At 40.7% G+C, this 12579-nt stretch carries 10 protein-coding genes; 3 read left to right on the top strand and 7 right to left on the bottom strand.

Features of this window, described 5'->3' with window-relative positions; genetic code table 11:
• Positions 1–82: 82 nt before the first annotated feature.
• Positions 83–676: a uracil-DNA glycosylase family protein gene (locus RSJ42_RS11525; RefSeq protein WP_410507429.1), complete on the bottom strand. Its 594-nt coding sequence runs from the start codon at positions 674–676 to the stop codon at positions 83–85.
• A 330-nt stretch (positions 677–1006) separates the two neighbouring features.
• Between RSJ42_RS11525 and RSJ42_RS11520 the strand changes: the two genes are divergently transcribed.
• Positions 1007–2257, top strand: coding sequence for a phosphoglycerate kinase (locus RSJ42_RS11520; protein ID WP_410507428.1), 1251 nt, complete (start codon positions 1007–1009; stop codon positions 2255–2257).
• A 280-nt stretch (positions 2258–2537) separates the two neighbouring features.
• A complete protein-coding gene (locus RSJ42_RS11515; protein ID WP_410507427.1) occupies positions 2538–3137 on the top strand; it encodes a TIGR00296 family protein in 600 nt (199 codons plus the stop codon).
• Between the two features lie 382 nt (positions 3138–3519).
• Here RSJ42_RS11515 and RSJ42_RS11510 read toward each other — a convergent pair whose 3' ends face one another.
• A complete protein-coding gene (locus RSJ42_RS11510) occupies positions 3520–3978 on the bottom strand; it encodes an Hsp20/alpha crystallin family protein (RefSeq protein WP_410507426.1) in 459 nt (152 codons plus the stop codon).
• 626 nt (positions 3979–4604) lie between these two features.
• The gene (locus tag RSJ42_RS11505; protein WP_410510363.1) at positions 4605–7766 is read right to left on the bottom strand and encodes a type I restriction endonuclease subunit R; all 3162 of its coding nucleotides are present in this window, start codon (positions 7764–7766) and stop codon (positions 4605–4607) included.
• A gap of 355 nt (positions 7767–8121) precedes the next feature.
• Between RSJ42_RS11505 and RSJ42_RS11500 the strand changes: the two genes are divergently transcribed.
• Positions 8122–8337, top strand: coding sequence for a hypothetical protein (locus RSJ42_RS11500; protein ID WP_410507425.1), 216 nt, complete (start codon positions 8122–8124; stop codon positions 8335–8337).
• 235 nt (positions 8338–8572) lie between these two features.
• Here RSJ42_RS11500 and RSJ42_RS11495 read toward each other — a convergent pair whose 3' ends face one another.
• The 4 genes from RSJ42_RS11495 to RSJ42_RS11480 all read right to left on the bottom strand — a co-directional run bounded on the left by RSJ42_RS11495 (position 8573) and on the right by RSJ42_RS11480 (position 12314).
• Positions 8573–9619, bottom strand: a complete 1047-nt coding sequence (locus RSJ42_RS11495; protein ID WP_410507424.1) for a DUF3644 domain-containing protein — start codon at positions 9617–9619, stop codon at positions 8573–8575.
• A gap of 36 nt (positions 9620–9655) precedes the next feature.
• Positions 9656–10876: a restriction endonuclease subunit S gene (locus RSJ42_RS11490; protein ID WP_410507423.1), complete on the bottom strand. Its 1221-nt coding sequence runs from the start codon at positions 10874–10876 to the stop codon at positions 9656–9658.
• A 91-nt stretch (positions 10877–10967) separates the two neighbouring features.
• A complete protein-coding gene (locus RSJ42_RS11485) occupies positions 10968–11621 on the bottom strand; it encodes a hypothetical protein (protein ID WP_410507422.1) in 654 nt (217 codons plus the stop codon).
• Positions 11622–11756: 135 nt separating this feature from the next.
• A complete protein-coding gene (locus RSJ42_RS11480; protein ID WP_410507421.1) occupies positions 11757–12314 on the bottom strand; it encodes a restriction endonuclease in 558 nt (185 codons plus the stop codon).
• Positions 12315–12579 lie beyond the last annotated feature (265 nt).

The raw sequence follows: 12579 nt of genomic DNA, 5'->3' as shown, positions 1-12579 counted from the left end.
CCGTGCTGCCTGCTAAGCTGATTCCACGTGACCTCCATTTGTTAATACGCTTACTGTCTTCTGCTGCCATAGTTACTGCACTCTACTGCCACAGTTCCCTGTTTTTATCAATAAAAGCATTCTGGATTTCTATCTTTGAACGAGTGTAAATCAGAGCCGCAGGATGGTAAAGTTTCAGGATTGTCCTCCCTTTGTGCTCTACCGGAACTCCCCATTCAAGTTTTCTTTCCGAACAGAATGACTTTTCGGCTGTGTTGCCAAGAAGAATTATGATTCTGGGGTTAAGCAGGGTTATCTGAGCAATAAGAAAGGGCTTGCAGCATTCTATCTCATGTACTTTTGGCCTTCTGTTTTCCGGAGGGTGGCATTTGACAGTGTTTGTTACGAACCAGTCTTCTTCCGAAAGCCCCATGTATTCAACCATTTTGTCAAGCTGCTTCCCTGCCCTTCCGTAGAAAGGAATTCCTGATTTGTTTTCACTTTCTCCCGGCGCTTCTCCTATAAAAAATACTTTTGGGTTGCAGGACCCTTTTCCTATTACTCTCTTAATTGCACTTTTATGAAGGGGGCACCGTATGCAGGCTATTGCCTCCCTTGCGACAGTTTCGTATCCTGCCTCAACCATTTTTCGAACCCTTTCTTCACGGTTTCCGCAATTCTCTTCCTCTGCTGCCATAGCATTTACCTCTTTACCTCTGTTTTCCCTGTAACGTATATGTTTATAGAACTTATTTAAAGAGCTGAAATTCTTTCAGTATCTGTTTACCTGCAATCTAGGTGCCTTTTCTCCGAATTCTCTGAATTAACCGGGCTTTTCCTGTTTAATTGTTCTTTATCCTATTTATATAAAAATAGTAATCTATGTCTCGAGGTATATACAGGGACAAACCTATTTATGGAAAAAATTCCATGACAAAGATAACCATTACTGAAAGTGTAAGATTCTCTAAAATTTTATCTATCAAGTTTTATTTTGTGATATATATAAAATTTTGTTTACAAAGGTGTGCTGAGGGTAATGACTTCCAGAAACTTTCTTACGATTGACGATTTTGACATACGCGGAAAGACAATTCTTTTAAGAGTCGACATGAACTCTCCTATGGACACCCAGGGTCACATTCTGGACGATATGAGGATCAGGAGTCATATTGCGACTCTCAAGGATCTTGAAAGCGCAAAAGTCGTTGTGCTTGCGCACCAGAGCAGGCCCGGGAAAAAAGATTTCACTACCATGAAACCTCATGCCCACCTGCTGTCCAGGTATCTGGGAAGGCAAGTTACTTATGTGGACGACATCTTCGGGACTTTCGCAAAAACCCAGATCGCTTCTATGGAGAACGGGGACGTTATTATGCTCGAAAACGTCAGGTTCTATTCCGAAGAAAGCCTTGAAAGGACCCCAGCAGAACAGGCAAATACATTAATGGTCAAGAAGCTGTCACCTTTTGTAGATATCTTCCTCAATGACGCATTCGCAGTATCTCACAGATCCCACCTTTCCGTTGTAGGCTTCACAGAAGTCCTTCCTTCAGGCGCCGGAAGAGTAATGGAAAAAGAACTAATCTCCCTTGACAGAGGCGTCAAAGGAGGGGAAAGACCAAGTATATTTGTGCTGGGCGGGGCAAAGGTGGATGACTCGCTTAGAGTAACCGAAAATGTCCTCACAAACGGCGGAGCTGACAGAGTGCTTCTCACAGGCGTTGTTGCAAATGTTGCCCTTGCTGCCTCCGGAGTAGACATAGGAAAAGCCAACCTGGATTTCATTAAATCCCAGGGTTACGAAGACCAGATAGAAAGGGCAAGAGGTTTACTTGCGAAGTTCAAAGACAAAATTGGCCTCCCCAAGGATGTAGCTTTAAACGATAATAAAAAGCGCGTCGAAGTTCCTATTTCTGAGCTAAACTCTGATTCTTTGCCCATTAACGATATAGGGCTTGAAACTATTGTGGACTACACAAATGAAATCCAGAATGCAAAAACAGTTGTTTTGAATGGCCCTGCAGGAGTTTCCGAGATGGATGATTTTGCCCTCGGGACCCATGAAATCATCAAAGCTGCCATTAAATCCGATTTTTCAATCATTGGCGGCGGTCATATCTCTGTTGAAGTTGCACACCTCGGGCTTGAACACCGTTTCTCACACATCAGCACGGGCGGAGGAGCCTGCATTGATTACCTGGCAGGGGAAAAGCTGCCCGGGGTTGAAGCTTTGAAGGCTGCCTTAATAAAGTATCAGGAAGCCAAAAAAATTTAAACATTTTTTAGTCTCTCCCCTTTAAGCCTCTCTCCTGCGAGTTCCTTCATCTCGGAAACTTCTCAGTACCAGAAACTTCTCGGTACCTGAAACCTCTCAGTACCAGAAACTTCTCGGTACCGGAAACCTCTCAGTACCAGAAACATACTTTAACCAGCTTCGATAAAGATACTGTAATACCATACAGCTACTGTCAGTTTATAATAGCTGATAATACTCGCTGGTATTTACGGTTTACAGGTTCAATGGGTTAAATGAGTTTACAGGTGTTGGTTAAAGCATGCTTACAGAAACGGAAGGAAGGGCTGCAGTTAAACTTGCAAGAAAAACTATTGAGACGTATCTATCGGAGGGGAAACTTCCCGGATCTAAGGAATCAGATAATGATCTCCCTCCGGTCTTTGGGGAAAATAGAGGTGTTTTTGTCACTTTAACGGAACAGGGGCTCCTCAGGGGCTGTATAGGGCATCCTTACCCTGAATCAACCCTTGAAGAGGCGATTCTGGATTCCGCGATCTCTGCGGCAACACGTGACCCCCGGTTTCCGCCTGTTGAAGAGGATGAGCTGAAAGACATAGTTGTTGAGGTTACGATACTTACTCAACCTGAAAAAATCAATGCTTCTCCAAAGGAACTTCCGGATAAGGTGGAAATCGGAAAACACGGGCTCATCGTAAAACAGGGCTACTGCCAGGGACTTCTGCTTCCGCAGGTCGCTCCTGAGAATAATATGGATTCCATAGACTTTCTGAGCCATACCTGCATGAAAGCCGGCCTCTCTCCTGATGCATGGGTCAAAGGGGCAGAAGTTTACTGTTTTGAGGGACAGATCTTCAAGGAAAAAGAGCCTGAAGGAGAAGTTATAGAAGAGAAATTTTGAGTCTTGAGTAAATTCTAATCTAAAAATCTGATCTAAAATTCCAATTTTAAAATTCTTATTTTTAAAATTCTTATTTTAAAGATTCTTATTTTTTAAGATTCCTATTTTTAAGGTTCTAATTTTAAAATTCCAATTTTTAAGATTCTTATTTTTAAGACTCTAACCCGGACTAATCTCTGTAAAAGAACCTGCAGGCTCATATGGGCCATAACTGCTGGACAGTCTGCCTGCAGGTTCTTTCCAGGAGATTTCGATAGGTGGAGGTAACCTTTCGTTTTTCGGGTTTATTTCAGGAAATGGCAAACCTGATATGAGCCGCGTTCTCGGATTATTCTATCCGAATTATTTATTCAGTCGGAGTTAATTATTCAATTTTAATTATTTATTCAATCTGAATCCTGCTTTCGGTTAAGGATTTTGTTTTTGGAAGGGTGACTGTTAAGACGCCGTTTTTGAGCTGGGCGGTTGCCCCTTCTTCGGTTACGTTATTCGGGAGGGGAATCTCGCGGTAGTAGCGCATGAAAGACCTTTCTTTTCTGAGGTAGCCTTCTTTTTCCGTCTCCTCTTCTTTTCCTTTCTGTGCACTGATTACCAGGAGGTTATCCTTCAGGCTTAACTCTACGTTTTCTTTGTCAATGCCAGGCAGGTCGGTTGTAACAATTACTTTATTGTCTTCTTCCGCAACGTCGGTCAGAGGAGAGAAAGTCTCGCTTACGTACCTGTTTTCCAGTGCAGGAAAAGCTCTCATCATCTGTTCCATGTATTCCTGCATCCTTCTGATTTCGTCAAACGGGTCCCAGCTGTACACGTCACGGGATGGTCTTTTAATTGGCAGTTTCATGTACAAATTCCTCCTTACTCAAATTACTTAGTTTACTTTGGATACTTTTTTGAGGTTGGTTGGTGATTTTTTGATCTCTTCAAATGTAGGTGTTCTGGAGGTTCTGAACAGTTTATTTCCTTCTCAACGGAAGCTGCCTGAGAAGCATGGAGACCTGTCAGGGTAGAGACCTGTTATCTCTATCATTATCTCTGTCCATACTTACAGGCAAAACAGATGAGAGTTCCAGGCTCTCATCTGCTTGCTCGTGGAGGGAGGAAATCCGTTTTTAAGGTGTACGGGTTCACCTTCTGTCTTTCCGCAGATCTTGTTTACAGGTCTTGAGAGGTAACTGGTGGTGTGGTCTAACAGTTACTATATTATAGTTACTGTAAGGTTGTATTGTTATCCAGTTACTAACATTTAGTTAGTATTCTTTATATTTAAAATTTTCGTTGGTCTTCTCTTTAATCCCTTCAAATAAGGATATTTCTCGGGAAAACTACAGAATTTGAGGGCAGAAAACACGTTAAGAAAAACACAGAGCTCTGCCCTTCAATAAATGAATTTATTTTGCATTAAAAGAGTTGAAAATATAGTATATACTGAAAATCGTAATTGTACAAAAAGTAAAACTAAATATGAATTTATTCTGCCTGAACTGCTACCGAAAATCCCGCGTCCCTGCAGAGCAGTTCAGCCTGCTTCAGGATATTTTCTGTAGCCAGTTTCTGCTTATCTGGAGGGTAGCCGTACTTTTTCAAAAGCCTTTTTACACTGACTTTTATCTTTGCCTGGATATTTTTCCTGAGAGTCCAGTCCACACCTGCATTTTGCCTGATGATTTTTACAAGTTCTGCAGCCATGAGCCTTAATGTCTCATTTCCCAGGACCTCCAGAGCGCTTTCATTGTCTGCAAGTGCATCGTAAAATGCGAGTTCCTCTTCGCTGAGTCCTGCTTCTTCACCTCTTTTGTCGGCTTCACTTATCTTTTTTGCCAGAGCGAGAAGTTCTTCTATGACCTGAACCGTATCAATACCTCTGTTTTTATATTCATTGATTGCCCGTTCAAGCATCTCGGCAAAAGATTTGCTCTGAATGAGGTTTCTGCGCGACCGTGTCTTGATTTCGTCGTACAGCAGCTTTTTCAGGACTTCATATGCAAGGTTTTTTTGCGGCAGATCCCGGACTTCTGTAAGGAATTCGTCCGACAGGATTGAGATATCAGGCTTTTTTATCCCCACGGCATCAAAGACATCAATTATTTCTTCAGTAGCAATTGATTTTGAGACAAGCTCTTTTATTGCCGAATTCATTTCATACTTTGATTTAGCAGGGCGCCTCTCTATCTTTACAAGAATCGCTCTTACAGCCTGGAAATATGCAAGTTCATCCCTGATTCTGTCTGCCTCAATATGCGGGACTGAAAGCGCAAAAGCTCTGGAAAGCTCGGTTACATGCTGGATGAAGCGTTTTTTTTCCTGGGTTCTTTCATCTTCTGTGCGGCCTTTTGAGAGGATGAAGTCCGCCCCTTCCCTGACAATTCCCAGCTTTTCTTTCGGAGATGCGGAAAAGATCCTCATATAATCAAAGCCGTGAAAGAGGTCCTGCACGATTTCGTATTTTTCGAGCATCAGTGCTACAGCCTCATCCTTATAGTCTGCCGGGCTTCCCCTGCCTCCGCTCCGTGTGTAGTTTGCCATGGCAGATTTCAGGTCGTAAAGGAGACCCACGTAATCAACAATAAGCCCTCCCGGCTTGTCTTTGAATACCCGATTTACACGGGCTATTGCCTGCATAAGGTTGTGCCCCTGAATCCATTTCAGGAAATACATAGTGTGCAGGCAGGGAGCATCAAAACCGGTCAGCCACATGTCGCAGACGATTACAAGTTTCAGGGGATCAGCCGGGTCCTGCATCCTGTCCCGGATCTTCATCCTGCGCCCCCTGTTCCGGATGTGAGGCTGCAGCGGCTCGTCGTCTGAGGCGCTTCCGGTCATAATTACTTTTATTGTGCCTTTCAGGTCGTCTTCATTATGCCATTCCGGACGGAAGGCTATTATCCTGTTATAGAGGTCGACGCAAATCTGCCTGCTCATGCAGACTATCATGCCTTTCCCGTCCATAGCGCCAAGCCTCTTCTCAAAATGAGCGATAATATCTTCTGCAAGCTTTCTTAGATTCTCTTCACTTCCGACCACAACTTCAAGCCGTGACCAGCGGGACTTGAGTTTTTCTGCTTCGTATGACTCCCTGTCACCGGTTATCTCTGAAAACTCCGTATCCAGGGTCTCCCTTGCTTCTTTGACCAGGTCAAGCTTTGAAAGGCGGCTTTCATAGAATATAGGCACCGTAACTTTATCGTTTACAGCCTGTTCAATGTCGTAAATATCGATATAGTCGCCAAAGACCGCAGGCGTGCTCCTGTCGTCCAGTTCAATAGGTGTGCCGGTAAATCCGATAAAAGATGCATTCGGAAGAGCATCACGCATGTGTTTTGCAAAGCCATAGGAGATCTCTGCAACCTTTTCTCCTTCTACTTCCCTCTCCCGGATTTTTGCATCAAACCCGTACTGGCTGCGGTGAGCTTCGTCAGCAATTACAACTATGTTTCGCCTTTCGGAAAGGACCGGAAATTTGTCTTCTTCGCCTTCTGGAGAGAATTTCTGGATTGTCGTAAACACAATCCCACCCGACGCAACAGAAAGAAGCTCTCTCAGTTGAGCCCTGGTTTCTGCCTGGACAGGCTGCTGGCGCAGGATTTCACTGCAGCGGGCAAAGTTATCAAAGAGCTGCCCGTCAAGGTCGTTTCTGTCCGTAAGCACGACAATGGTAGGGTTGTCGAGTTCAAGCGCCAGCTTGCCCGCATAAAAGACCATGGAGAGGCTCTTTCCCGACCCCTGTGTATGCCAGACCACACCGCATTTCCTGTCCCCGTCAGGCATGGAAGCAAGTTTTGTCTTTTCTACAGCCCTGTTCACTGCATGATACTGATGATACCGCGCCAGTTTCTTGACAACCTTTCCCCTGTCGTCCTCAAACACAGTAAAGTGCCTGACAAGGTCAAGAAGGATTTCCGGCCTGCACATCCCCCGGAGCAATACCTCCATCGGCGGCACCTTAAAATCTGCAACCTTTTCCCCGTCAATTGTTTTCCAGGGCACAAACCATTCCCTGTTTGAGGTTAGCGTTCCTACCATTGCGTCCTGCCCGTCGCTTATCAGCAGGAAAGCATTGTACCGGAAAAGCCCTGGAATCTCTTTTTTGTAAGTCTGAAACTGCTTATACGCATCCCAGATAATTTCCTCATTTTCAAACCCGCTCTCCTCGTCCGGCCTTTTTAACTCAACTACCACAATCGGCAGCCCGTTAACAAAAAGGATAATGTCAGGCCGCCTGTTGTTCCCGTCCTCTATAACGGTAAACTGGTTTACTGCGAGAAACTCATTCTCCAGAGGTTTCGCAAAATCAAAAAGCCATACCTTATCGTAGACGTTTTCCCCATCCTGCCCCTGATATTCCACATCGACCCCGTTTACCAGCATATTGTGAAAAGCCCGGTTGTTGTGCACAGGATCCTGGCTTTCAGCCCTGAGCACCTTTTTTATTGCCTCTTCCCTTGCTTCTGCCGGAATTTTGGGATTCAGCCTGTCAACTGCTTCCCTGAGCCTGCGCGGCAGGATGACGGTTCCGAAATCACCCTTTTCTGCACCCTCTGTTTCGGGCGCGATGTCGGGACCGTAAAGGTATCCATAGCCCAGCTCCGTAAGAATTTCAAGGGCTGCAGCTTCTACTTCGGATTCGGGGATAATGGACGGAATGGGAATTTCTCCTTTCTTTTGTCTGGGGCTTTTAGTTTTTTCATTTGTCAGAAGAGGCTTTCTTTTAAAAGAGAACTTCAGTCATTAGAACAATAGTCTAAAAAGTAGAACTGTGTATCTCAGTAAATTTATTTAAGTGTAGCTATTCGTGTTTTCCTTTACCTGAAAAGATGTGAGTAATGGTCCTGCTGTGGATGCTACCTGTCCCATGTGGAGATCAAAATATTTTTCATGAAATCTGCAGAAGGTCCTCTACTATACTGGATTTTTTAAATACTAATCTGGCTTAGTACTAATTTAGATTAGTATTTCTGTAGCTGCTGTATAAAAGAGGGCGAACACTTTGGGAAATCATAAAATAATAGTTATCGATGACAGCATTCTTGACGAGCCAATATACAGCCCGGTCTGTACTTTCTGTGCTCATCATCACAGAGGCAGAAAAGATCATACATGCACCGCCTTTTCTGACACCATACCTGACGAAATCTGGCGCGGGGACAACGACCACAAAAAACCTTATCCCGGAGATCATGGAATCCAGTTTGAGCATGTCTAACAGGTTTACTCAACAGGGCCAACAAAAAGAATTGATTTGTACTAATATCCGGCAGGTAGCTTTGAAGAAATATTTTTTCTAAAACCGGAAAAACCTTATTCACTTTACCTAACCGTTCTTGTCCCGCTCGACGCAGGAGAGCGGCCTTTCCCGTAAAAAAGAAGAAAAAATAGATGTATAATCTAAAACAATGATTTTTTTAAAATTTATACTCAACCTTTAAGAATTTAAAAAATTATATATATTTCTTTGATTTGTATTCTTCCCATACTTCATCAATTTTTGTTTTCGGCAACTCATCTCTTATTTTATGGATTGCATTTTGTGAATATCTAAAAAATTTAGATCCTCCTATTCTTATTTCTTTACCATATTTCTCGTCTTCCTTGAGCTTTAAGAACCAGATTAAAGCTGTAAGTTTAGGAGAACTTAAATCTACTTTCTTTGCAAGTTCAGTGTGAGACAGATTATAAAAATCTAATTCATTTACTCTTTTTACTGCTATTACTGAAGCTCCAGGGGTTCCTTCTGGAACAATATAAACCGGTACTCCTTCTTTTTTCGTAATTCTCAAAGATACATTGTGATTACTTTCGTAAGGAGTAAGATTTATAGAAGATACACCTGGAAATAATTCTTCCCAGCCTTCATTTTCTTTGATTCTGTCTGCCAAATTACTCAGATACTCTTGGTTTGGTTGAAGCGTCTCTCCTCTAATGGCACCATCAACTATAGCTAAGGATCTTAGCATTATAATTGCTTCTGTACGACGGCGAGTTTTTGGAAGCAATAGTTTTCTGATCTCTTCAACCTCGTTTGTAAATAAAGTTTCAATATCCAACGGTGGAGTTGTAGATAACGGCAACACTCTCTTCGGCAACTCTTTCGTAATTTCTTTCTGAAATACATTTTTTAATATATCACTATACAAGGTGAAACCTGATTGGGCATGTAGGTATAAGTGCTGTTCTGAAAGCTCTAAAACGTAGTGTTGAGCAGCGTCCCTTAATCCATTAATTGTTTGGAGTGTTAACGCCTGTTCCTCTGTAATTATCTTATATCCAATTGCCGATCTAACGCACTGATCGAATCCAATGGTTTCATTTTTTCCTTTTTTGTTGATCTTTCCTCCTTTGTGAATGATTGCAGATTTAAGTAGTAGTTCAAAAGAGTGATCAAACAAAATCAAAAAAGCTTCTAATCTACTTCTGTCCCAAGGTCTATTAAAAATTTCAATACTTAAAACTAAAGAATCGTTTGCCCTCTTAAGCAGTAACTTCACTTCTTTCTTCGTTTTAAGCCTCCTTATACTTTTAACTCAAACTCTTATTTTCCCAGACATTAGTTTTGGAAGTAAAGAGTCACGAATCAAACTAAGATTCTGAGATTCTTCAAGATTGGACATTACTTTGTGCATTAGGTCGCCAACAATACTATCAAAAGACACTATAAATTTCATAGGAGGTAAAATTATTTGAATCTGCCTAAATGTTTTTGTTGTAATCGTATCAAAAACAGTACCATATGCATTTTGTTTCATATCTTGAATCAAATTCAGAAGAGTAATGAATAGGAAAAAATCTCCATGATCATGTTTGCTTTTTAACCCATAATTAGTCTGATTGATCGCCATTTCTTTTGAGAGGATGCAAACGTTACCCACAGTTCCCCTTGCAGTAACGACAGTCGTGAGTTTAGGAAGCAACTTTGCATTACTTTTCTCAATTCCTTTATGGGTAATTGTTCTCTCGGTAGTCAAAATAAATGTGCCATTAGAACTTGTCACATCCTTTGCTGAAACCCAGGGAATTCCACCATCCCAGTATTCACTAATTGATGTCTTAGGAGTCCCACCACTTAAAAGATCAGCATAATCAAGAATATTTCCAACTCCCCACCCCTCCGGAATCTCCCCCAATTCCGAATCTACCATTCTGCCGCCGCTTGATTTGTAAGGGTTTCCGTTATCATCCGGGAACTCAAAATCGATGAACCAGCGTTTGAAAAGGGTTTGGGCGATTTGTTCTAAAGTTTTGTTCATCTGGTTGTTGAGGTCGATTTTTTCGTCCAAATCTGATAACACATAAGATATTGCCTTCTGCTCTTCCAACTTTTTTGGAACAATTACAGGTATAGGGTGTATGTAATTTCTGTTTAGTGTAGGAACCGCACTACCTGAATTATATTCTTTTAAGTTAAGATTTTTAAGAAGATAGTATGAGAATTTGGGGTCTACATTATGAAATTTCTTGGCATACAAAATTGTATTGTGTGGCCAGTAATCTTCAGAAACAAAAAATGCTTTCCCTAAGCTATTTCCGCTTCTTCCAACGGTAACTCCTGGCCCTTTGATTTTGTATTCGTTGTGGTATCCGAGAATTCCACTTGATGATACAATTGGATAAGGTCCTTCTACTTTATTCTCAAACGTTAAGTCATGACCTCTCTGAAAGGTGACTAATGAGCCTAATGTTGTACTATACCATTCTTCAGGAATCATCCCGATCTCGGTTTCTTTGAATTTTGTTTCAGAGGCCAATTGCTCTTCTCCATATCATTTTTTGTTGAGCTGATCCCAAAGTCCAAAATCAAGTTTTTATAATAGGTTTAATTTTAGGGATTTATGTTAATCAAAGTAAAAAGTAAAGCCCAATTATAATCGTGATCACAATAGAATATATAAGAAGAGGGTTTTCTCCTGCTTTTTTGTATATAGGCATCGATGCATAGTAGTTGTTAAACTCTTCTAGCTCTTCGTTAGACTCGAAATACTTTTTAGCGCCGAAAAAGCTTTTAGTTATTGAACAATTGACGCAAATCTTTACTTTTCTTAGCCTTGTTAATTTAAGATGTTTTTTACAAATGATCGAACCACAATATGTGCAGTACCATCTGTTTTTTTCGAGTTTGTGACTGCAAATTTGACAAATTTTTGTATCGTCTCTTATTGTAAAAATATCTCCAGCCGATTCTGCAAACGATACGGTATAGTTCTTTTGTTTGGCTTTGAAGTTTAAAGTCCATTCGGGATAATACAATGATTTACAGTTATGGATGATAATGTCTTTCGGGCTTGGTGTACATGTTTTGTTATAAGTAACATTATTTTTTCCTTTATAAGTAACATCTTTTGTGTGCGAATTAATGATTTCTGAAATTGCTCTATCTTTCAGCTCTTTTTCATTTTTTTGAAAATCCAGTTTATATTGTAAATAAGTGCCCTTTATTATTTCTTTCTCGTTATGAACGTTTTTTAATAGAAAACTCATAAATTTTTTATCCAATCCATTACCAGTTCTACCATCAATTATTAACTGTCCAACTCCTGATTCTTCATGTATAACTCCTACAGAGGTGGAGCACTGTGAATCTATGTTAAAATTTATATAATAAATTGGATGAAATGTAGTTTTTAAACCTTAGACTGAAACCTGATCTTTGTTTATATTATTTATATTGTTAAAATTAGACTCTAAGGTGCTTGTTTTAATAACTGATTCTGAAGAATAATATATGCTCTTATTACTAAGTGCTTCTATAACACCATTTTTTAAATTTATACCTAAATCGCACGTAATTTCCTTTAATTTTTTGCCATCAATCAGTTCCAATATCAAATTATCTGACTGTTTATTTACTGTTTCAACATAATCAACAGCAGACTTGGCAAAAGTACTGGAAGATACAATATATCCTTTTTTCTTGCCAGAGTATTCTAAGGTGGATACAGCAGAATGTAATTTTTGTACTACAGGTCTTCCTATCCCGCTTCTATGGTGTTTACACTCCACTAAAACTTTAATTACTTCCCCAGATGAAGTAACTTCATCCATTATAATATCTTTTCCACCATCATTTGTACGTGGAGTGACTATTACGTTTATAAATCCTTTTTTTCTGAAGATGTCTGCTACAAGTTCTTCAAATTCAAAACCATCTAGATTCTCAAGTAAAAGTTCTTGGTTCATTTCTTTCATCTTGAATATTTAGTAAGGAGCTCTGCCATTAGTATAACATAAGTTCGAATTATAAATTATAAATAAGTATCTTATTCCAACTAGTAAAAATAGTTTACAGCTAACTTTTGCGTTTAATTTTCGCAGGCTATTGTTTAGTCTTCTTTTTCTTCTTTTGTGGCATCATCGGCATGGCCGCTCGCCTGCGAGCGGAACAAGAACGACCCGGTAAGGTGAATATGTTTGTACGGGTCATAGATATAACAATTCAGTCCTCTTGAGCGAA

It is taken from the genome of Methanosarcina hadiensis, from assembly GCF_046529725.1.
Classification (GTDB): Archaea; Halobacteriota; Methanosarcinia; order Methanosarcinales; family Methanosarcinaceae; genus Methanosarcina; species Methanosarcina hadiensis.
This window is presented reverse-complemented; position numbering and strand designations above follow the sequence as displayed.